Below are 22,498 nucleotides of genomic sequence, written 5' to 3'. Positions count from 1 at the left end.
CGGGACACGCACCCTGCACGGAGGACCGGGGTCGATCACTCCGGGCCAGCGCCTAGGAGCCGCCATGAGCAACGGAGACATCTTCGTCGGCGAGATCATCGGTACCGCGATCCTCATCCTGTTCGGGGCCGGTGTCTGCGCCGCCGTCACCCTCAGATACTCCAAGGCGCGGGCCTCGGGGTGGATCGTGATCGCCTTCGGCTGGGGTTTCGGCGTCCTGGCGGGCGCCTACACTGCCGCTCCCCTGTCGGGTGGGCATCTCAATCCGGCCGTCACCCTCGGCATCGCCGTCGACACCGGCGAGTGGGGCACGGTCTGGGTCTATCTGCTGGGCCAGATCATCGGTGCCATGCTCGGCGCCGTCCTCGCCTACCTGGTGTATCTCGCCCAGTTCCAGGCCAATGTCCGTACGTCCGGCACGACCGAGGGCACGGCTGACGAACCGACTCCGACCCTCGGCATCTTCTCCACCATCCCGGAGATCCGGAATCCGCTCGCGAACCTCATCACAGAGATCATCGCGACCATTGCGCTGGTCCTGCCGATCCTCGCCTTCGGACTGACCGAGGGGCTCGGTGAATCCGGAACCACCGTGCTGATCGTCTCGCTGCTGGTCGTCGGCATAGGTCTCTCCCTCGGCGGGCCCACCGGCTATGCGATCAACCCCGCGCGCGATCTCGGCCCGCGCATCGTGCACACCTTCCTGCCGATCCCGAACAAGGGCACCTCCGACTGGGGTTACGCCTGGATCCCGGTCGCCGGCCCGCTCGTCGGAGGAGCACTCGCGGGCCTCATCTACAACGCAGCCTTCTGAACCGAGTCCAAGGGGTAGCCATGGCGGACCACGCCGAGAAGTACGTCGCCGCGATCGACCAGGGCACCACGTCGAGCCGCTGCATCATCTTCGACCGGAATGGCGCGATCGTCGCCGTCGACCAGCGCGAGCACCGGCAGATCTTCCCCAAACCCGGGTGGGTGGAGCACGACGCCACCGAGATCTGGTCCAAGGTGCAGGCCGTGGTCGCCGGAGCGATCGCCAAGGCCGGGCTGCGCGCCGACCAGCTCAGCGCGCTCGGGATCACCAACCAGCGCGAGACGACGGTGCTGTGGGACCGTGCCACGGGCAAGCCCGTGCACAACGCGATCGTGTGGCAGGACACCCGCACCGCCGCACTCTGCAACCAACTCGGCGGCCCGGACGGCCAGGACCGGTTCCGCGAGCAGACCGGACTGCCGCTGGCCAGCTACTTCTCCGGCCCCAAGGCAGCCTGGCTGCTCGACAACGTGCCCGGCCTCAGGGCACGCGCCGAGCGGGGCGAGATCGCCTTCGGCACCATCGACTCCTGGCTCATCTGGAATCTCACCGGCGGCACCGACGGCGGCCGGCACGTCACCGACGTGACCAACGCCGGACGCACCATGCTCATGAACTTGGAGACACTCCAATGGGACCGGTCCGTCCTCTCCGCGATGGACGTGCCCGAGTCCGTCCTGCCCGAGATCAGGTCATCGGCCGAGGTGTACGGGACGGCCGTGGGCCAACTCGCGGGCGTCCCGGTCGCATCGGCGCTCGGGGACCAGCAGGCGGCCGTGTTCGGGCAGGCCTGCTACGACGTGGGATCGGCGAAGAACACATACGGCACGGGCAGTTTCCTCCTGCTCAACACCGGCAACCGGCCGGTGCCGTCGAAGAGCGGGCTGTTGACAACGATGGGCTACAAGATCGGCAGTGAGGCTCCTGTCTACTGCCTGGAGGGCTCGATAGCCATAACAGGCGCCCTGGTGCAGTGGTTCCGCGACCAGCTCGGCATCATCCGTACCGCCGACGAGATCGAGACGCTGGCGGCAAGCGTCGAGGACAACGGCGGCGCTTACATCGTGCCCGCGTTCTCCGGCCTGTTCGCCCCGTACTGGCGCTCCGACGCGCGTGGCGTCGTCACCGGACTCACCCGGTACGTCACGAAGGCGCACCTCGCGCGCGCGGTGCTCGAGGCGACGAGCTGGCAGACGCGCGAGGTCGTGGATGCCATGTTCCAGGATTCCGGCGTGCACATCACGACCTTGAAGGTCGACGGTGGCATGACGAAGAACAACCTGCTCATGCAGCACCAGGCGGACGTGCTGGGCGTGCCGGTGATCCGGCCGAAGGTCTCCGAGACGACGTGCCTGGGCGCCGCGTATGCGGCCGGACTCGCCACCGGCGTGTGGAACGACCTCGACGAGCTCAAGGCGCACTGGCAGCGGGACGTCGAGTGGACGCCGGCCATGGAGGCGTCGGTGCGGGAACGCGAGTACCACAACTGGCGCAAGGCCGTGGAGAAGAGCTTCGGCTGGGTGGAGGACGGCGAGGACTGAGCCACGCGCGCGTGGGTGCCGTTTTCGGACTGCGGCCCGTACCCCGGTCGGCGGGGGTACGGGCCGTACTCGTGCGTCAGGTGGCGACGGTCTGGCGGCGGTCCGCCGCCAGCGCCATCGCGTGCTGGACGACGCCGATGAGGACCTCCTTGACCGACTCGCGGTCGCGCGCGTCGCACATCAGGAGCGGTACGTCGGCGTCGAGGTCGAGGGCTCGGCGGACGTCCTCGGCCGGATAACGGGCCGCTCCCTCGAAGCAGTTGACGCCAACCAGGAGGGGTATGGAACGCTGCTCGAAGTAGTCGACGGCGGCGAAGCAGTCCTCGAGACGGCGGGTGTCGGCGAGTACGACGGCGCCGAGTGCGCCCTCGGAGAGCTCGTCCCACATGAACCAGAACCGCTCCTGGCCGGGCGTGCCGAAGAGGTACAGCACGAGGTCTTCGCGCAGCGTGATGCGGCCGAAGTCCATGGCCACGGTGGTGGTGTGCTTGCCCTCCACGCCGCTGGTGTCGTCGACCGGGCGCCCGGCTTCGGTGAGCAGTTCCTCGGTGCGCAGCGGCCTGATCTCGCTGATCGCGCCGACGAGGGTGGTCTTGCCGACACCGAAGCCGCCGACCACCAGGATCTTGAGCGTGACGGGCTCGACCGGGGGCTTGCCGCGCTCAGAACGCCCGAAGATCATCGATCTCTTCTCCTGCTTGATGGGGGTCGGGGGGCGGTGGTCCGTAGCCTCCGCCGCCGGGGGTTTCGACAACGAGTACGTCACCGGGGCCGACGTCCGTCGCATCGCTTCCGCCGAGTGTGGTGACCGTGCCGTCCGCGCGCTCGACGCGGTTGGCGCCGAGGGTGCCGGGCTCGCCGCCCGCCATGCCGTACGGGGGAACCCTGCGGTGCTGGGAGAGCGTCGAGACGGTCATCGGCTCGTGGAACCGGATGCGGCGTACCGCGCCGTCGCCGCCGTGCCACCGTCCCGCGCCTCCGCTGCCACGCCGGACCGAGAACTCCTCGAGCTGGACGGGCAGGCGCCACTCCAGGACCTCGGGGTCGGTCAGCCTCGAGTTGGTCATATGGGTCTGGACGACGCTCGCGCCGTGGAAGCCGTCACCCGCGCCGGATCCGGAGGCGACGGTCTCGTAGTACTGGTGGCGGGCGTTGCCGAAGGTGACGTTGTTCATGGTCCCCGAGCCCTCTGCCTGAACCCCGAGCGCGGCATACAGGGCTCCGGTAATGGCCTGGGAGGTCTCCACGTTGCCCGCGACGACGGCGGCGGGCGGCTCGGGCGCCAGCATGGACCCGTGCGGTACGACGATGTCGATCGGGCGCAGGCAGCCGTCATTGAGGGGGATGTCGTCGGCGACCAGGGTGCGGAAGACGTAGAGGACAGCCGCATTGACGACGGAGTAGGGCGCGTTGAAGTTGGTGGCCAGCTGGGGTGACGTACCGGTGAAGTCGACCGTGGCGGAGCGGTTTTCGCGGTCCACGCGCACACGTACCCGGATGACGGCGCCCGAGTCTGTCTCATAGGCGTACTCGCCGTCGTCCAAGGCGTCGATGACGCGGCGCACGGCTTCCTCGGCGTTGTCCTGGACGTGCCGCATGTACGCCTGGACGACGTCGAGGCCGAAGTCCCGGATCATGCGGGCGACTTCGTCGACACCCTTCTGGTTGGCGGCGATCTGGGCGCGCAGGTCGGCGAGGTTGGTCTTCGGGTTGCGGGACGGCTGGGGTGCCTCGGTGAGCAGGCGGTGGGTCTCCTCCTCGCGGAACCGGCCGTTCTCGGCGAGCAGCCAGTTGTCGAAGAGGACGCCTTCCTCCTCGATGGTGCGGCTGTTGGCGGGCATGGAGCCGGGAGCGATACCGCCGATCTCGGCGTGGTGGCCGCGCGAGGCGACGTAGAAGAGGATTCGGTCACTCTGCGTGTCCTCGGCGCTGTCGGTGTCGAAGACCGGGGTGATCACGGTGACGTCGGGGAGGTGGGTGCCGCCGTGGTACGGGTCGTTCACCGCGTAGGTGTCCCCGGGCCGCATGCTGCTGCCGCGGCGCCGGATGACCTCCTTCACGCTCGTGCCCATCGAGCCCAGGTGGACAGGGATGTGGGGGGCGTTGGCCACCAGGTTTCCGTCCGGGTCGAACAGGGCGCAGGAGAAGTCCAGACGCTCCTTGATGTTGACGGACTGCGCCGTGGACTCGAGTCGGGCACCCATCTGTTCGGCGATGGACATGAAGAGGTTGTTGAAGACCTCAAGGAGAACCGGGTCGGCTTTCGTGTCGAGTTCGGAACTCTGTGTAATCGTCGCGCGTTCCATGACCAGATGCCCGTCATCGGTCGCCGCGGCCTGCCAGCCGTCGTCGACGACGGTCGTCGCACTGGCCTCCGTGATGATCGCGGGGCCTGTGACGATGTCGCCCGGGGGCAGGTCCTCGCGGCGATGGAGGGGTACGTCGCGCCAGGCGCCGCCGGTGTGGAGGCGGACGGCCTGCGGGGCGGTGGGGCGGCCCTCGTAGGGGGCGAGAACGGAGAGATCGGGGGGTTCGGTGATGCCGGTGGCTTCCACGGAGAGGGCTTCGACGACGATCGGGCGGTCGAGGGTGAAGGAGTACGTGGCGCGATGACGTTCTTCGAAAGCATGCTGCATCGTGGCGGGATCGGTCAGCTCGACGGTGAGGGTGGTGTCTGTGCCGTCGTAGCGGAGCTGAGCGCGGCGGGTGACCTCGATACGGTCCTCGGGGACGTCCTCGGCGAGGAGCTCGGCGCGGGCGGCTGCCTCCAGGTCGTCCGCCGTCTTGAGGACGCCGGGCATGGCGGCGGGCTCCAGGGAGGCCTCGACGGACTGCTCGCGCATGGCGGTGGTATCGGCGAGGCCGATGCCGAGCGCGGAGAGGACTCCGGCCATGGGGGGTACGAGGACGGTGCGGATGCCGAGCGAGTCGGCGACCATGCAGGCGTGCTGGCCGCCCGCACCGCCGAATGTCGTGAGGGCGTAGCGGGTGACGTCGTGGCCCTTCTGGACGGAGATCCGCTTGACGGCGTTGGCGATGTTGGCGACAGCGATCTGCAGGTAGCCCTCGGCGACCTGTTCCGGGGTGCGGTCGTCGCCGGTCTTTTCGCGGATCTCACGCGCGAGGGCGGCGAAGCGGTCGCGGACGAGGGGCGCGTCGAGGGGCTGGTCGCCGTCGGGGCCGAACACGTGAGGGAAGTGGTCGGGTTGGATCCGGCCGAGCATCACGTTGGCGTCGGTGACGGCGAGCGGGCCGCCGCCCCGGTAACAGGCGGGCCCGGGATCCGCGCCCGCCGAGTCCGGCCCTACGCGGTAGCGGGAGCCGTCGAAGTGGAGGAGCGAGCCGCCGCCGGCCGCGACGGTGTGGATGTCCAGCATGGGGGCACGCAGTCGGACGCCGGCGATCTGTGTGGTGAAGACGCGTTCGTACTCACCGGCGAAGTGCGAGACGTCGGTGGAGGTGCCACCCATGTCGAAGCCGATGACGCGGTCGAAGCCGGCGAGCTGCGACATGCGGGCCATGCCGACGATGCCACCCGCGGGGCCGGACAGGATGGCGTCCTTGCCGCGGAACTGGCCGGCTTCGGCGAGCCCGCCGTTCGACTGCATGAACATCAGGCGTACGCCTTCGAGCTCGTCGGCGACGTGCTGGACGTAGCGGCGCAGCACGGGCGACAGGTAGGCGTCGACGACGGCGGTGTCGCCGCGCGGCACGAGCTTCATCAGCGGGCTGACCTCGCTGGACAGCGAGATCTGCGGGAAGCCGATGCGCCCGGCGAGCTCCCCGACGGCCTGCTCGTGGGCGGGGTGGAGGTGGCTGTGCATGCAGACCACGGCAACGGCTCGGATTCCGTCGTCGTACGCCTGCCGGAGGGGGCCTGCGAGAGCGTCCAGGTCGGGGGCGCGCAGGGCGGTGCCGTCGGCGGCGAGGCGCTCGTCGGCCTCGATCACGCGTTCGTGGAGCAGCTCGGGGAGGTCGATGCGGCGGGCGAAGATGTGGGGGCGGTTCTGGTAAGCGATGCGCAGGGCGTCACGGAAGCCACGCGTGGTGACCAGCAAGGTGCGCTCACCCTTGCGTTCCAGGAGGGCGTTGGTGGCGACCGTCGTCCCCATCCGCACTGCTTCGACGGGGTCCGGGGAGCCGGCCAGCAGTTCGCGGACGCCCGCCACGGCCGCGTCGGCGTATCGGGCCGGATTGTCGGACAGCAGCTTGTGTGTCAGCAGCCGACCGTCCGGGCGCCGCGCGACGATGTCGGTGAAGGTGCCGCCCCGGTCGACCCAGAACTGCCAGCCTGTCACGTCTCCACCTCGCTTCCGCGCTGCTCACAGCGCCCGGAGGCCGTTGATCACGTCGCGCAGAATATTCTCGTCCGGCAGCTCGGCCGGGGGTACAGGGCGTGTCACATGGATCAGTTCCGCGTCCACGAGGTCCCCGATGAGGACCCGTACCACTCCGATGGGCAGGTCGAGTTCGGCTGCGAGTTCGGCGACCGACTGAGGGGCCTCTCGGCAGAGCGCGATGATGTCCACGTGCTCCGGGGACAGCGCCGGGTCCGCTTCCGGATCGTCCGCGTGGGGCTCCGTGACGACCACCGCGATCAGATCGAGGCGGTGCTGGGCCGCATGGCTGGTGCGGCCGCGCGTCATGGCGTAGGGGCGGACGACCGGTCCTGCTTCGTCGTCGAACCAGTGGCTTCTTGCCTGACCGTCTGCGCTCATGTCATCCCACTACCCGCCTGCGGGCAGATCGGTGCGCGGAGCGGTGGTCAGATGCGCGCCGACGCGCTTCACGAGGAGCGTCATCTCGTAGGCGACCTGACCGACGTCCGAGTCGGCGTCGGAGAGGACGGCGAGGCAGCTGCCGTCGCCGGCGGCCGTGACGAACAGGAAGGCGTCGTCGAGCTCGACCATCGTCTGCCGCACGTTGCCCGCCTCGAAGTGCCGGCCGACGCCCTTGGCGAGGCTGTGGAATCCGGAGGCGACGGCGGCCAGGTGCTCGCCGTCCTCCCGGGTCAGGTCCTTGGAGACACCAGTCGCCAGGCCGTCGCCGGAGAGCACGACGGCCTTGCGGATGCTCGCGACGCGGTCCACCAGGTCGTCGAGGAGCCAGTTGAGCTCGCCGGACTTGCCGTTCGCGGTGTGGCCGGTCGCCTTCGGTGCGGTCATCGACCGTCCCCCTTAGTCGTTCCTTGTGGTGCTGTGCCGCGCTGGGCGCCGTCGCCCGCGGCGTTCTGCTCGCGGCCGCGCTGCCAGCCGCGCTGGAGCGAGGCCATCCGGCTGCGGACCTCGTCGGCGTCCCGTTCCGCGGGTTCCGTCCTGTCCTCGGTGCGGCGGCCGGGGTCCTGCCGGAGTTGCGGAGCCAGGCTGGCCTGGCGGACGCGCTGTGGGAGCGGACCGATGGCGGACCCGGGCTCTTCGGCCGTGGTGCGCTCGGCGGTGTCGTCGACTGCGCCGGACTCGATCGCAGAGGGCGCTGTGCGCCTTGGGAGGGCAGGAGGCGCCGCCGGTCCGGCGAGGCCACGCCCGGGCCTTGCGGTGCGCCCGCCGAGGTCGCGTACCGGGGACTCGGCGCGCTCGGCGCGGCTGCCCCCCGGGGAGTCGGAGCGCTCACCACGGTCCTCGCCCTGGGAAGCTGGGCGCTCGCCGGCACGGCCGTTGGGGCTGGAGGACCGGCCGAGTGGCGAGCCGCCACGGCGACGGGTCGGCAGAGGTGCTGTTCGCTCCGTCTCCGGTCGGCGTGCGGCGGGGCCGGTCGAGTTCTCCTCGTCGGATTCCTGGCGACGGGACCGCTGCTCGGCGACCGGGCGTCCGTGGGAGCTGACCAGCTTCGGGGTCCGTCGGCGGGGCAAGGGCACCGGGGTGCCGAGGTGATCGTCCGTGTCGGCTCGGCCGGATCCGTCGAGAGGGCCGACGCCCGGCTTGTCGTCGGCGCTGCTCGTCTTCTCGTCGTCCGCGCGGGTGAGGGAGCGGCGCGGACGGAACAGGCCGCCGCGCTCGGTCTCCTCGCCGTCGAGCCCGCCGGGGAAGTCCTCGATGGTGTCCAGGTCGACGGGGGCCTCCAGTTCGACCGGCCCGTCCAGGAGCGAGGTGGGCAGGCCGGGCAGCTGCACCGGCACCTGGGAGAGTGCGGTCCTGCGGCTCTCCTCGAGTTCGGCCTCCTTGGAGGGCCGGGGGCGGTCGAGGCGGAAGCCGATACCGTTCGTGTCCGGTACCTCGTCCGTCAGCAGCGAGTCGGGAATGAAGACGACGGCCGTGGTGCCGCCGTAGGGGGACGGCTGCAGCGAGACCCGGACGTTCTGCCGCTGGGCGAGCCGGCTGACCACGAACAGCCCGAGCCGGTCGGTGTCGGACAGCTCGAACTCCGGGGTCTCCGCGAGCCGGAGGTTGGCCTCCAGCAGGGCCTCGGCCGCCATGCCGAGGCCACGGTCGTGGATCTCCAGCGTGAAGCCGTTGGCGACCCGCTCGCCGAGTACATGGACGGCCGTGTGCGGGGGCGAGAAGACCGTGGCGTTCTCCAGGAGTTCGGCCACGAGATGGGTGAGGTCCGCGACTGCCGGGCCGGTGACAGCGGTGCGCGGCAGGCGGCGGACCTCGATCCGCTCGTAGTCCTCGACCTCGGCGACGGCGGCGCGTACGACGTCCATGAGCTGGATGGGTTTGCGCCACTGCCGGGAAGGGGCGGCGCCGGAGAGGATCACCAGGCCCTCGGCGTGTCGGCGCATACGGGTGGTGAGGTGGTCGAGGCGGAACAGGTCGGCCAGTTCCTCGGTGTCCTCGGTCCTGCGTTCCATGGCGTCGAGGAGCGTGAGCTGCTTGTGGAGGAGGACCTGACTGCGGCGGGCGAGGTTCACGAAGACCTCGGAGACACCGGAGCGGAGTTGGGCCTGTTTGACGGCGGCTTCGACGGCAGCGCGCTGCAGGGTGTTGAGGGCCTGACCGACCTCGCCGAGCTCGTTCCTGTCGTACTCCAGGCGCGGGACCTCGGTCTCCACGTCGACCTCTTCGCCCGCCGAGAGGCGGCGCATCACGCTGGGCAGTCGTACGCCGGACGCCTCGTGCGCCTCCAGGCGCAGTTGTCGCAGGTCGCGAATGTGGCCGCGGCCGATGCGGACGGACACGAAGAGCGAGGCCAGCAGTGCGATCAGGCCGAGCACTCCGGCGACGACGACCTTGACGATGACGCCGATCGCGATCGGGCGGACGCGGTCCTGATAGCGGTCCGCGGCCTCGTCGTCGAGGGTGCCGAGTTCGTCGAGGACGTTCCCGGCGGCGGTGTCCCAGCTCTGCGCGGTGACTCCGCCGGCATCGCCAGAGGGCTCGGAGACGGCGGATTCCTCGGCGGCGCGCAGGGGAGCGCTGGCGGCGTTCTTCCAGAATCTCTCGTAGCGGTCGCGCTCCGAGGTCGGCAGCAGCGGCAGGTTGGTGTCGTACATCAGTGTGCGCTGGGCCATGAGGTCGGTGATGTCGCGGATCTCGTCGCGGGAGAGCTTGCCGACGATCAGCGCGGAGCCGAGGAGAGCGTCCTCGCGGGAGAGCAGTTCGCGGGCTCGGGCGAGGTTGACGAGTGCCCGGTGCTGCGTATCCATCTCCACATTGTCGACGACATGGAGATCGGCGAGGAGGACGAAGCAGGGGTCGACCAGGTGGTTGTACAGGTCGAGGGCCTGGGTGCGGTTGACGGTGCCGTCCTCCACACTGCTGCGCAGGGATTCGATGCCTTCGAAGGCGTCCAGCACGGCGGTCAGGCGTTCGTTCGTGCCCTCGCCGAGGGCATCACGCACCTCGGTGTCGCGGGCGTTCTTGCGGACCTTGGCCAGGGCTTCGTCGGTGGCGGTCCGGCTGCGCCTGAGCGCGGCGAGTCCGTCGGAGGCACGGGGGTCGGCGAGATGGACCAGGGTCTGGCGGCGTTCCTGCTGGAGGACCCGGACGGTGTCCTCAATGGGGTAGCCGATATTCTCGACCACGGACGAGACGCTGACCAGCCGACCTGCTTCGCGTCCCGTAAGTACCGTGGCAAAGGCCCAGATCGCGGTCAGGGACACCAACGGCACGAGCAGCAGCGCCACGATCTTCCTGCGGATGGACTTCCCGCGAAAGCGCATGGCCTCCCCCAGCTCGACCCCCACTGGCAGGGGGTACATGTGCATCAACAAACGGCGCGAGCCTACTACCGTCGCACAGTTAACTCGAAGGGCCTTCCGGAGGTCGAGCTTCCGTACGGGTCGCCGAGCATGGGGAGTTGTCCGGTCATTGCGGGAGATTGCCTCCCGGATTCCGGCCGAGGCCCCGAGACCCGATCAGGTCGGCATGACTGGGCGTTTGGCCGGAATTTTTCGCTCGTTGGGAATCTTCGGGGCGCACCGTTCGTCCTTCTCTACAGGAAATGGGGGGCGGAATGGGCCACAGGAGCCGCATCCTGCACCCGGGCGGCGTAAAACAGCGCAAGCCGGGCAGCCACTGGGGAGTCGGGTCTTCGGACCGGGGCGAGCGGTCTGCTGGCGGTGGGGAGTGACACGGTGATGGGCACGGCGGAGCTTCGTGAGGCGCCCGCGGACGGCGCGGCCGCGCGGGTGAGGGAGCAGCGGGACACCAGGGCACCGGATCGCGACATTCCGGCAGGCGGACCCGAGCCGGCGGACCGGCGCGCGGCCAGGCAGGGACGGGAGGCGGCCGACGCGGGCTTGTCGGGGGAAGGGCGTGACGCTCCGGCGGGTATGGGCACCGAAGCGGCGGGATACGGGCGCGCCGCGGGGTCCGATGAGTCGGATGCAGCCCAAGGGCGGTCGTACTACCGACCGTTGTGGATAGAGGAGCCCGCGAAGCGCCGTCGGCTGCCCGACCCGGTGCGGACGGCAGCCGTGCGGGCGGTGCTCATCATCGCCGTGACGTTGATCCAGGCGATGGTCGCCTTCCTGTGCACGATGGCCGGATCCTGGCTGGCGTTCCCCATGGTGATCAGCAGTGTCGTCAGCACCGTGGTGGCGACCTGGAGTGTGCTCGACGTATGGGTGACGCGTCAGGTCTGGAATCAGCGCAACGGCGTGGTGTCGAGGCCGAGCAGCACCGCACGCGCTTTGCGCCGCGAACGGCGCAGGGCACGGCGCAGGGCACGGGCCACCGAGCGCACGCAGCAGCGAATACGCCGCCGGGGCGGCACCGGACAGCTGTCGCACCCCTGAGGTACCTGTCCTCGGCGGCGGGAGCCACGGCGTCGGGCTCCCGCCGGTGGCGGCGGTCAGTCTGTTCCGCCAAGAGGCTTCCACTCAGAGTGCGGACGACTCCACTCTCCCTTCCCCGCCCACGGACTCGCGTCCTTCCTGGCGCAGAGTTCGCGCCCCTAATTTGATCAAGGTGCCGGACCTCGATCGCGTCGAGCACGGATTGATCAAGGTGGCGCTGCGCGAGTGGCTCCGCTACGCCTGGGTTGTGCCTCGCCGACGAACCCCCCTCCTTCGAGGAGACGGTGACGGGCGCGGCCGTCGAGCGGCTTGGTGACGCGGCCGCCATCGAGCACTACGGCACGGAGAACCTCGTGCTCGGAAAACGCATCACCTATGACGTGAAGGCGAACTGGAAGCTGATCGTCAAGAACTTCATGGAGTGCTGCCACTGCGCGACGATCCATCCCGAACTCACCAATGCCCTCCCGGAGTTCGCCGACGGCTACGCAGCGGTCTTCATCAACCTCGTACCGGATCACGTCATCCTGCACCGGATGTTCCCGCCGGCCGAGGGCCGCACGGTCGTCGACTGCGACTGGCTGTACGCGCCGGAGGTGGTGGCGTCGGGGGCGGACGTGTCGAAGTCGGTGAGGCTGTTTCACCGGGTGAACGTGCAGGACTTCGAGGCGTGTGAAAGGACCCCGTCGGCGATGGGTTCCCGCGCGTACCGCAAAAGGGGTGTGCTGTCCCCAACGAGCACCACATCGGGGTCTCCCACGAATGGCTGGTCGAGAGGCTGGGAGGCAGCCATGCCGGACCTGTTCATTGACGGCGAGTGGCGCCGTCTCCTCGACGAGCGCACCCGTGAGATCCGCTGCCCCGCAGACGGCTCGCCGGTCGCAGCGCGGCTGTGCTTGGGCACGGTCTGGATCAACGACTACCAGCCGTACGTCCCGCAGGCGGAGTGGGGCGGCGTCAAGCACTCCGGATTCGGGCGCGAACTCGGGCCGGCGGTGCTCGCCGAGTACCGCGAGACGAAGCACATCTGGCGCAACACCGCGCCCTCCCCCAGGGCTGGTTCAGTCCCGCCCCACTGATCCCGGCACCGCACGAGCCGCGTACTCCCCACCGTCCCCCAGCCCCACCAGGAGCCCGCCCATGACGACAACCCGGCAATCACCCGCCGGACAACCCGGTCACGACGACGACGAACTCGCCGAGTTCGGCTACAAACCCGAACTCAGGCGCACCCTCGGCAACTTCCACACCTTCGCCGCCGGGATCAGCTACATCTCGATCCTGACCGGCACGTTCCAGCTGTTCTACTTCGGCTACGGCAGCGGCGGCCCCGCCTACTGGTGGTCGTGGCCGATGGTCTTCGCCGGCCAGTTCATGGTCGCCCTGTGTTTCGCGGAGCTGGCAGCTCGCTATCCGGTCGCGGGCTCGGTCTACAACTGGTCGAAGAAGATCGGCAATCCGCATCTGGGCTGGCTCGCGGGCTGGATGATGCTGGTCGCCTCCATCGTCTCGATCTCGGCCGTGGCGCTCGCGTACCAGCTGACGCTTCCGCAGATATCCGATGTGTTCCAGTTCGTCGGGGACGGCACCGGCACCTACGACGTGGCGACCAACGCGGTCATCCTGGCCGCGGTGTTGATCCTGTTCACCACCGTGGTGAACGCCTTCGGCGTCAAGCTGATGGCCCGGATCAACACGGCGGGCGTGTTCATCGAGCTGATCGCCACCGTCGTACTGATCGTGCTGCTCGCGGCGAACATCACGCGTGGCCCACAGGTGGTCACGGACACCGCCGGCACCGGCGCGGGCCACTCGGCCGGCTACCTGGGCGCGTTCCTGGTGGCCTCGCTGGCGTCGGCGTACGTCATGTACGGCTTCGACACCGCCGCCTCCCTCGGCGAGGAGTCCCTCGACCCGTCCCGGAACGCGCCCCGCGCCATCATCCGGGCGATCGTCGCCTCCTTCGCCCTGGGCGGACTGGTCCTGCTGCTCGCGCTGATGAGCGTCTCCACCCTCAACGGGGACAAGCTGTCGACGGAGGGTCTGCAGTACATCGTGCTCGACGTGCTCGGCCCCACCGCCGGCAAGGCGATGCTGTGGTGCGTGCTGATCGCGGTCACGGTGTGCGCCCTGTGCCGTCCACACGGCGGCGATCCGGCTGGCGTTCGCGATGGCCCGGGACAACAACCTGCCCGCGCCCTCCCTGATGGCCCGGGTCAGCCCGCGCTTCCAGACGCCGGTGCTGCCGGCCGTGATCATCGGGGTCCTCGCGCTCGCGATCCTCGTGGTCAACATCCGCCAGCCGCAGATCTTCACCGTCGTCACCAGCATCGGCATCATCATGATCTACCTCGCCTACCTCGGCGTCACCGCGCCCATGCTGGTGGCCCGGCTGCGGGGGAAGTGGCAACCAGCGGAGGGCAGGTTCTCGCTGGGTCGCTGGGGGCTGCCCGTCAACATCGGCGCGGTGGTGTGGGGCGCGGTCATGACGGTCAACCTGATCTGGCCGCGGGCCTCCGTCTACAACGCAACGGCCCCGTTCCACTGGTACCTGCAGTGGGGTGCCGTGCTGTTCGTCGCGATCATCGCGGGCGGCGGCTTCGCCTACTACTGGTTCGTCCAGCGCCACCGCACCGGCGTCCTCGCCGAGCACCGGCTGGAGACCGCCGCCCCGCTCACCGCCCCGCCGGCAGACTGAGATCCGGCCACAATGAGGTCAACAGCTCAGGTACATCGATGAGTTCGACTACGTGGCGGTCGGCGGCGGCACGGCGGGCAACGTGGTCGCGGCCCGGTTCTCCGAGAACCCCAAGCGAATCTGATCAAGGCGGATGACTAGGCCGGTCGCTTGAACATCCGCGTCGCCGTGATCTCGCTGTGCCCGGCTTCGCCGGCGGGAGCCTCACGCGGAAGTCCCGGCCGGAGGTGTTCCTCCACGCTGATGTACTTCAGGCCCGCGCGCAGGTCCGCGTCGTTGCGCAGCCGGATGACCAGCGGGAACTCGGCGAGTGCCGTGGTGTCGAACAGGCCGGTGGTGTAGAGGAGCTGGACGCCCAGAGCGTCCGACACGGCGCGCTGGAGCTCCAGCAGGTACGTGGCGTTGGCGCGGCCGATGGGGTTGTCGAGGAACAGCGTGCCGGCGTGCCGGTGCTTGTCGCGGCCCCGGTCGTTGGAGCGCAGCGCGGCCATCGTGCAGTACAGGGCGATGGCCGCGGTGAGCAGCTGGCCGCCGGAGAACACATCGCCCATCTGCCCGACGGGGACGCGCTCCGCGCGCAGGACGGCGTCCGGCTTGAGGATCTCGACGGCGACGCCCTTGGGCTGGAGTGCCGCGGCCACGCCCCGCAGCAGCAGGGACATGCCGTCCCGCCGCAGGTCGGAGTTCTTCTTGACGGCGGCCCGGGTCGCCTCGTCGATGACCTCGCCGAGCCGCTCGGTGAGGGTGGCCTGGTCGGGTTCCTCGAAACGGATGCGCAGGAACTCCTGCCCGGACCACTCGCCGAGCCCTTCGGGCAGCCGGGACAGCCGCTGCGCCGAGCGCAGGGTGGCCAGCGCCGAGTCGACCAGCCCACGCAGCCGGTCCACGATCGAGTCACGGTTGCGCTCCAGCTGCGCCAACTCGTCGGTGAGGACGCGCAGTCGGGGCGCGAAGGCATCGGCCCACTTCTGGGCGTGCTCGGGCAGTGCGGATGCGGGCAGCTCGCGGATCTGCTGCCGGGCGGGGGTGCGCACCTGCTCGTAGCGGGTGGAGTTGGCGTGCCGGACGAGGATGTCGCTCGCCTCCCGGACGGCGGCCTCGGCGGCCGACAGGTCGGCGGCGCAGCCGCGCAGGGACCGGCGGGCCTCGGCGGCGGACTGCCGGGCGTCCTCGAGACCGCCCGGGTACGGCTCCGGCGCCTCCTGCTCCTCGTCCCCGGCGTGCTCGCGCAGCAGGTCGCGCAGCAGCGCGGCGATCTCGTCGAAGCCGCCCGCCGCGTCCTCCGCGGCGCGATGCGCGTCGAGGAGCTCGGCGTGCGCCTCCCGGGCCTGCGTCAACGCCTCCGTGCGCGAGGCCAGCTCCGCGGTCGCCGTGCGCAGTAGCGCCTGCGCGTGCTCGGCGTCGCGGGGCTGGAGCTCCTCGGGCAGCTCGGTGTGGGCGTCGCCGTCCTCGGGTGCATGCCGCTCGGCCTCGCCGCGCAGTCGGCCGAGGTGCTCGCTGGCGCTGGACATCCGGGTCTCCAGGAGCTGTACGAGCTCCTCCGCGCGCGCGGCGGCGGCCTGCCGGGACGGCCCGTCGGAACCGTCGGGAGACTCGAGCAGCTGCTCCGCGCGCGTGCGGACCTTGTTGCTCAACCGGTCCAGCTCCGCGCGCGCCGCGCTCTCGTCGCTCTCCGCGCGCGCCTGCTCGGCCCGCAGGTCGGCGCCGACGCCGACCTTCTCGTACACCTGGGACGCGGCGCGATAGGCCTCGCGCAGAGCGGGCAGGGCCGCCTTCGGCGCGTCCGTGACGTCTTCCGGTACGTCATCGGGGGCGCCGGCGATCTCGGAGCGCTCGGCGCGCAGCGCACGCGCGGTGCGGCGGGCGTCGTCGGCGGCCCGCTGGGCGGCACGCCGGTCCTCGTCAGCGGCGCGGGCACGCTCCAGGCAGGCCTGGGCGCGGGCCTCCGACTCGGTGGCCTCGTCGGCGAGTTCACGCAGCTTCACCTGCCAGCCGGCCCGCTCGCGCAGCCGGAAGGCCAGCCCGGCGAGGGCGTCGGCGGCGCGCCGGGCCTTCTGTGCGGCCTCCTGCCGCTCCTCGCGCACCTGCGCGGCCTCCGCGGCGGCCTCCTCGGCCTCGGCCCGCACGGTTCGTGCCTCGGTCAGCTCGGCCTCGGTCTCTTCGGCGAACGCGCGCGCCTCCCGCGCGGCCTGCGCCAGTTCGACCAGCCGGCCGGCCGGACAGCCCGTACGCCACGAGGCAAGGCGTGCGGCCAGTTCACGATCCTTGCCGAGCCGCGCCGCGAGCGTGCGGATCCCCTGGTCCCGTTCGGTGGCCCGCGCGCGCAGCGCCTGCCGCTCCTCGTCGGCGGCGTGCTCGTCGTGCATGGCCGGGTTCGGCGGGACGAGGAACACGTCGCCGGGGGTCGAGTCGGCGGGCGGGGTGGGTGCGAGCAGGGCGGCGGCCGTGCCGACCGCCACGGCGGAGCGGGGCAGCAGCGCGGCCTCGCTCAGCGCCTCCCGGGCGCGTGCGTGCGATGCCGGGTCGGTGATGATCACGCCGTCGACCAGCTCCGGACGCGCGGCCAGCACGCGCGCGTGGTCGGCGGGATCGACGGCCTGGGCGAGATAGCGCCAGCCCGGCAGCGCGGGGATGCCGTGCTCGCCGAGGTACTCCACCGTGGCCAGCACGTCCGGGCCGGGCGGCAGCAGCCCGCCGTCACCGAGCGCACCGAGGATCCGGGCGTCGTCGGCTGCGGCCGTCCTCAGCTCGAACAGCTGCCGCTCGGCCGAGGAGACCGCGTCGTCGAGCAGCTCGCGCAACTCGTCGGCGAAGCGGTCCAGTTCCTCGGCGGTGAGGGCGCCCTCGGCGAGGGGACGCTGAGTCCTGCGGGCGTCCTGGCGCGGGCGGCGCGACGGGGTGTCGGCCGCGTCCGTGCCCGCACCCCGCCCGGCCGTGCCGTCGGCTGCATCGGCACCCGCCGCTGGAGCGCTGCCGGTGAGGCCGTCCGCGGCCTCCGACGGGGCACCGTCCCCGGAACCCTGTCGCCCGCCCCCGCTCGTCCCGTCGGCACCCGCTCGAGATGCGGGCACGGGACCGGACGCCGCGCCGCCGGAGCCGGGCAGGCTGAGCAGCTCCGCCAACCGCTCCTCCGCGGCCAGCCCCTCGGCGATACGGCGCTCCGCCTCGTACGACCGCTCGGCCGCCGAGGCCGCGTCCGCCGCGCGGGCCGCCGTCAGCTCGGCGCGGGACTCCGCCGAGGCGGCCTCACGCGCGTGCTCGCTCGCCCGGCGAGACGCCTCACGCGCCGTGTCCCAGGCGGCCACCGCCGACTTCTCGGCATCGCTGGCCGCGAGGGCCGCGCGGGCCGGATCGGCGTCGGGTGCGCTGTCGTCGAGCCAGCCCGCGCGCACCGCCTCGGCGGTCTCCTGCTCGACCTCGGTGAGGCGCTGACGCAGGTGCCCGGTCTCGCTGCGGGCCCGCTGCGCCTGCGTGGCGGCGGCGGTGGAGTCCCCGTACGCGGACTCGCTGACCTCCTGCAACCCCGCGGACCGCTCCTCCTCCTCGTCGGCGAGGACCTCGGCGCTCTCCGCGGCCGCGTGCAGGGCCCGTACGAGGTCGACGGCGGCCTTGGTCCGGGCGGCCAGCGCGGGGGCGGCGTCCCGCTCGGCCTCCTGGATGGCGGCGGCCACGCGTGCGACCCGGTCGGCGGCGGCGCGGTGCCGCAGCACGACTTCGGCGGCCTGCCAGGCCGCGTACAACGTGCGTGCGTCGGCGAGCTCGCGTTTCTGCGCGGCCGCCGACTTCTCGGCTGCGGCCAGCGCCAACGAGGCGTGCCGGTAGGCGAGTTCGGCGGTGATCAGCGCGCTGCGCTCGCGCCCCGACTCGGCGTGGGTGACCGCGTAGGCTGCGGCCGTGACCCGCTGGGCGAGGTCGGCGGCCCGCACCCGCTCCTGGGCGCCGCGCGCGGACAGCCGCCGGGCCAGCGTCCGCGTCCGCCGCTCGGCGCCGGCGTGGATGTCACGCGCGCGGGCACGCGCTTCGGCGGCCCCCACGATCCGCCCGAGCAGGTCGACCGACCCGGCAGTGAAATCACGCTCGGCGATCAGCTCGGCGCGCCGCCCCAGCTTGTTGCCGAAGCCGCTGACGAGGTCGGCGAGCCCGTCGGTGTCCCGGGTGTCGGTGACCGCGCGCAGCAGCAGGTCGGTGAAGTCGGAGTCCTTCTTGACCGCGAAGAGGCCGGCGGCCTCGCCCTCGTCGGCGTTCATCTCCCGCTGGTAGCGGAAGAGTTCGGGGTCGAGGCCGAGGTCGCCGAGGTGCTCGATCCACCGGTCGTGGATCTCCTCCCAGTGCACTTCCAGGTGCGGGTACGCCTTGCCCGCCTCGGTGAGCGCGTCCCGGAAGCCCTTCATGGTGCGCCGACGGCCCTGCGCGCCGGACTGGCCCTCGGCGGGCGGCCGTATGGCGGTGGCCTCGGCCACGGGCAGGTTGTCCAGCGTGAGCCCGGGCCCGGGACGGAAGGAGTACCAGGCCTCGGCGAACTTCCGCGGGTCGTTGGAGACCTGACGGCCCCGCCATTCGCTCACCTTGCCGACGACGACGCACTCGCCGGTCTGCACATGCTGCCACTCCAGCGCCACGTGCCCGCAGTCGTCGGCGAGCAGGAACTTCCGCAGCACTCCGGAGCTGGCGCCCCCCAGAGTGTTCCGGTGACCGGGCAACATCACCGAGAAGATCAGCTTCAGCAGGACGGATTTGCCGCCGCCGTTCTCCAGGAAGAGCACACCGGCGGGCGCGGGCCGGCGCGGCGGACCGACGGGCTCCTCCTCGAAGAACTCCGCCTGGGTGGGCGCGGGGTCGGGCACGGGCTCGCCCACACCGCGCAGGTCAAGCACGGTGTCGGCGTAGCGCGCACCGGCGGGCCCGATGGAGTAAAGGCGGACCCGGGACAGCTCGTACATGGCGGACTCTCGTAAGCCTTCGTCAGTCTTCGTCAGGAATTCGTCAGGAAAGGGAGTTCAGGCGGAGTGGAACGGCAGCCCGGCGTCGGCCACCAGCTCCAGGTCGTCGGTGTCCTCGGCGGGCAACAGTGTCGGCGTGCCGTCGGTGACCGGGACGACGCCCAGATCCAGCAGCTCGGCCATGGCGGCGCTGCCCGCCATGTCGCGCACCTGGAGCTGGTAGCGGGCGGTCGTCCGGTACGTCCCGCCGTTGTCGTCGCCGGTGCGCTGCAGGAACCCGGAGTCGGTGAGGAACGCCACGGCCTTGCCGACGATGCCGGTCGTGGAACCCGCGAGTCGGCGCGCGTCCTTCGTGGCACCCGTTGCACTGCGTCTGACCCAGATCCGCCACGCGGCTTCCAGCCCGGGCGCGTCCGTGGCGGGGTCGGTGTTCTCCCCCTGCTCGGCCGCCCGCTCCTCCAGCCGCCGGCAGGCCTGGCGCACGAAGGCGTCGACGCCGTTGACCGTCACGCGCCCGATGTAGCCGTCGTCGGCCAGATCCTCGGGCCGCGGAAACGCCATGGCTGCCACGGCGAGATGTGCGAGCCCGTGCAGGAACCGGTCCCCGGAGTCGGCAGCTGTGCGCCGCGCATAGTCGCCCATGCGAACGGCGAACACCGAATCCTCCGCAGCGGTCACCGCCATCCCCGCACGCGGCGAAACCTCCAGGACGACCAGCCCGAGCCCGGTGGCGACGGCATCCGCGAGCCGCGCGAACGCCGGATCCTCCCGGTACCGGCGCAGCCGATCCGCGTACTCCTGATCCCGTGCGGGCAGCAGCTTCGGCTGCAGTCCGAACGCCACGAGCCGCGCCGCGTCGGCGGCGTCGGCAGGGGTGACGGCGGCGGAGGCGGGCGGGGCACCGGCCTCCGGCTCACTCCGGTCGACGTTCTCGCTCACGGTCGGTGCTCCTCGCTGCGCTGGTGCTCGTATGTACTCATGCCGCCTCTGTCCTGTCGGCCGCCATCCCTGCCGCATCCAGCAGAGCCGTACCGACGATGAGATCGGCCCCGCCGAACTCGGGGTCGTCCAGCTCGGTCCCGTCGTCCACGGCGAACAGGAGCTTCTCCTCCCCCTGCCGGTAGGCCGTGCCGACCGCCGGGCTGGCCGCGTGGACAGCCAACAGGGCGACGAGATAGGGCAGGTCGGGATCGCGCCGCCGAGCCTGAGCCAACAACCCCGACAACCGCCGCGGCGCATCCGCCGGCAGATCCAGCAGCTCCGTGGCCGCCGCCAACTGCTCCTCGCTGAACCGGCTGTCGTCCGGCGTCGCGATCAGGTCCGGCTCCGGCATCTCGGCCCCCAGATGCTCCCGCTCCGCCGGCGGAGTCAGCAGGAGGTCCAGCAGGTCCCCCATCCGAACGGACACCGGCGTGCGCAGTCCGGTGCCCCGCGCGAAGAATGCGTCCGTGACGCGGATCGCCTGCTTCAGCGGCAACGGGAGCACCGGCGCGACGAGATGGCCGTACAGGTCTATGCCCGACGTCGCCATCGGCGCGGCGAAGGCCTGCCGGTCCTGCTCGGCCCGGAACAGCGGGCCGGCCTCCAACAGCCGCGACTGCAACTGGGTGTGCCGACGGATGCAGTCCTTGACGATGTCGACCAGTTCGGCGGCCCGCCGCTTGTGCTCGGGGTCCTCCGACTCGTCGCGCGCCCTGCGGATGTTGGTGAGGATCGCGTTCTCGTGCCGATAGCGGTCTGCCACGTGGTCGAGCGCCTCGGCGATCATGTCGGGCACGGTGTTCAGCCAGTCCACTGCACGGACGTTGCGCCGAGTCGCCTCGAGCGCCTTGCGGAGGGTCTCCGAGTACTGCACGGTCCGGTAGCGGGCCTGCTCGGCCGCCAGCTGGGCGTCCGCGAGCCGGCCGCGGTTGATCAGCACCTCCAGCTTGACCTCGGCGGCGATCTGCGCGCTGGTGACGTCGGTGTCGAGGGCGCCGACGAGGACGTTGACCGCCTCGTCCGTCGTACGGAGATAGACGCTGCCGCCGGGGCCCGGCACCTCCTCGATCAGCTTGAAGTCGTAGTCACGCCGGACATACGTCCCATCCGGTGCGAATGTGCCGTACACCGCCCGAAATCCGCGGTCCACGCTGCCGACGTTGATCAGGTTCTCCAGCACCCAGCGGGCCACACGCTCGTGCTCGGCGACGGGTCGCTGCGGGGCCTGCGCGGCGATGCGAGGCAGGAGCCGGGCGACGACCTGGTCGTGGTCGGCGCCGGTGTCGAAGTCCATGTTCAGCGTGACCAGGTCGATCGCCGCGAGGGCGACCTCCGCCATGCCGTACACCGCGTACTCGCCGGCGAGGTTGGCTTTGCGCGCATCGAGATCGTGCAGCGGCGCGGTGCAGGCGAGCGCGCGCAGCCGCCGCGCCAGTCCCTCGTCGGCGGCCGGACCCGGAGCGGGTCGCGGCCCCGCGCTGAACTGGGGCGGAACGCTGTCCGTCGATGCAGGCGAAGTCACGGTGCACAGATTAGGTCCTCGGTCTGACAACGACCCAAACGACGCAGATGCGCCCCTGCGTCAGGGTTGTCACACCGACGACGGTGAACGCTCTAGTCGTCCTCGCCCACCCGACGCCGGTACACCTCCACGACCCGCTTGAGCGAGTCGTCGAGGTAGGTCTCCAGCAGCCGCTCGGCCTCGACCCGGTCCCCCGCCTGCAGTGCCTGGAGGATCTGGCGGTTGCGCATGAGGTACGGCTCGTGCAGCCGGCGTGGGTCGTCCACGACATGGAAGGCGAGGCGCAGTTCGGCGAAGACGCTGCGCATCAGCTCGTCGGTACGCTCACTGCCGGCGAGCGCGACCAGCTCCCGGTGGAAGTGGATGTTGGCCGTCCCCAGACCTTTCCAGTCATTCTCGACGGCGGCCCGCTGCCCCTGCGTCACCGCCGACGCGAGGCCGTCGAGGCCGTACGGCGGCTCGCCCAGACCGCGGACGACCGCGCACTCGACGAGCCGTCGGGTGCGGTAGATGTCCTCGACGTCCTCCACCGCCAGCACCCGCACGAACACGCCGCGGTTCAGCTCGTGGACCAGCAGACGTTCATGTGTGAGCAGCCGGAACGCCTCGCGCAGGGTGTTGCGGGAGACCCCGAGCGCTCCGCCGATGCTGTCCTCCGACAGCCGGGTGCCGGGCGGGAAGTATCCCTCGGCGATGCGACTCCTGAGGATGTCCGAGACCCGTTCGGCAGTGCTGGTACGCCCCAGGAGAGCGCGGTCGTCGGCCAGTCCGGTCAGCTGCTCTGCCATGCCCGGAATTCAATCGCAGATACAAGAACGAAACAA

Annotated in this window: 12 protein-coding genes and 3 pseudogenes; 6 read left to right on the top strand and 9 right to left on the bottom strand. The window is 71.0% G+C overall.

Annotated elements, in window-relative coordinates:
* Positions 1-64 precede the first annotated feature (64 nt).
* Entirely contained in the window at positions 65-814 is a 750-nt protein-coding gene (locus tag ACKTSN_RS38530; protein ID WP_129796741.1) for an MIP/aquaporin family protein, read from the top strand.
* Positions 815-834: 20 nt separating this feature from the next.
* A complete protein-coding gene (gene glpK, locus ACKTSN_RS38525) occupies positions 835-2,355 on the top strand; it encodes a glycerol kinase GlpK (protein ID WP_409473303.1) in 1,521 nt (506 codons plus the stop codon).
* A gap of 76 nt (positions 2,356-2,431) precedes the next feature.
* Here the strand turns inward: glpK and ACKTSN_RS38520 are convergent, their stop codons facing one another.
* The 5 genes from ACKTSN_RS38520 to ACKTSN_RS38500 are packed head-to-tail and all read right to left on the bottom strand — an operon-like array spanning position 2,432 to position 10,456.
* Positions 2,432-3,037 (bottom strand): GTP-binding protein, encoded by a 606-nt coding sequence (locus ACKTSN_RS38520; RefSeq protein ID WP_409473302.1) that lies wholly within the window; start codon positions 3,035-3,037, stop codon positions 2,432-2,434.
* Positions 3,018-6,653: a hydantoinase B/oxoprolinase family protein gene (locus tag ACKTSN_RS38515; RefSeq protein ID WP_409473301.1), complete on the bottom strand. Its 3,636-nt coding sequence runs from the start codon at positions 6,651-6,653 to the stop codon at positions 3,018-3,020. The genes ACKTSN_RS38520 and ACKTSN_RS38515 overlap by 20 nt, the downstream gene beginning before the upstream one ends.
* Before the next feature lie 24 nt (positions 6,654-6,677).
* Positions 6,678-7,073, bottom strand: coding sequence for a DUF742 domain-containing protein (locus ACKTSN_RS38510; RefSeq protein ID WP_409473300.1), 396 nt, complete (start codon positions 7,071-7,073; stop codon positions 6,678-6,680).
* A gap of 9 nt (positions 7,074-7,082) precedes the next feature.
* On the bottom strand, positions 7,083-7,520 hold the full coding sequence (locus ACKTSN_RS38505; protein ID WP_409473299.1) for a roadblock/LC7 domain-containing protein: 438 nt from the start codon (positions 7,518-7,520) through the stop codon (positions 7,083-7,085).
* Complete coding sequence (locus ACKTSN_RS38500) at positions 7,517-10,456, bottom strand: sensor histidine kinase (protein WP_409475019.1); 2,940 nt, start codon at positions 10,454-10,456, stop codon at positions 7,517-7,519. The genes ACKTSN_RS38505 and ACKTSN_RS38500 overlap by 4 nt, the downstream gene beginning before the upstream one ends.
* A 417-nt stretch (positions 10,457-10,873) precedes the next feature.
* On the opposite strand from ACKTSN_RS38500, the gene ACKTSN_RS38495 reads away from it, so the two are divergent.
* The 4 genes and pseudogenes from ACKTSN_RS38495 to ACKTSN_RS38480 all read left to right on the top strand — a co-directional run bounded on the left by ACKTSN_RS38495 (position 10,874) and on the right by ACKTSN_RS38480 (position 14,231).
* Positions 10,874-11,533 (top strand): hypothetical protein, encoded by a 660-nt coding sequence (locus ACKTSN_RS38495; protein ID WP_409473298.1) that lies wholly within the window; start codon positions 10,874-10,876, stop codon positions 11,531-11,533.
* Between the two features lie 142 nt (positions 11,534-11,675).
* A pseudogene (locus tag ACKTSN_RS38490) lies at positions 11,676-12,344 on the top strand (SRPBCC family protein); the annotation flags it as partial.
* Between the two features lie 67 nt (positions 12,345-12,411).
* A pseudogene (locus ACKTSN_RS38485) lies at positions 12,412-12,599 on the top strand (aldehyde dehydrogenase family protein); the annotation flags it as partial.
* Between the two features lie 74 nt (positions 12,600-12,673).
* A pseudogene (locus ACKTSN_RS38480) lies at positions 12,674-14,231 on the top strand (APC family permease).
* 137 nt (positions 14,232-14,368) lie between these two features.
* Here ACKTSN_RS38480 and ACKTSN_RS38475 read toward each other — a convergent pair.
* The 4 genes from ACKTSN_RS38475 to ACKTSN_RS38460 all read right to left on the bottom strand — a co-directional run bounded on the left by ACKTSN_RS38475 (position 14,369) and on the right by ACKTSN_RS38460 (position 22,462).
* Entirely contained in the window at positions 14,369-19,171 is a 4,803-nt protein-coding gene (locus ACKTSN_RS38475; protein WP_409473297.1) for a hypothetical protein, read from the bottom strand.
* A gap of 57 nt (positions 19,172-19,228) precedes the next feature.
* Positions 19,229-20,110, bottom strand: a complete 882-nt coding sequence (locus ACKTSN_RS38470; RefSeq protein WP_409473296.1) for a hypothetical protein — start codon at positions 20,108-20,110, stop codon at positions 19,229-19,231.
* Between the two features lie 37 nt (positions 20,111-20,147).
* The gene (locus ACKTSN_RS38465; RefSeq protein ID WP_409473295.1) at positions 20,148-21,674 is read right to left on the bottom strand and encodes a hypothetical protein; all 1,527 of its coding nucleotides are present in this window, start codon (positions 21,672-21,674) and stop codon (positions 20,148-20,150) included.
* Between the two features lie 92 nt (positions 21,675-21,766).
* Positions 21,767-22,462, bottom strand: a complete 696-nt coding sequence (locus ACKTSN_RS38460) for a GntR family transcriptional regulator (protein WP_409473294.1) — start codon at positions 22,460-22,462, stop codon at positions 21,767-21,769.
* Positions 22,463-22,498: the final 36 nt, after the last annotated feature.

Source organism: Streptomyces flavusporus, assembly GCF_046267975.1.
Lineage (GTDB): Bacteria > Actinomycetota > Actinomycetes > Streptomycetales > Streptomycetaceae > Streptomyces > Streptomyces flavusporus.
The sequence above is the reverse complement of the archived record's forward strand: the minus strand, read 5'-3'. Positions and strand labels throughout refer to the sequence as shown.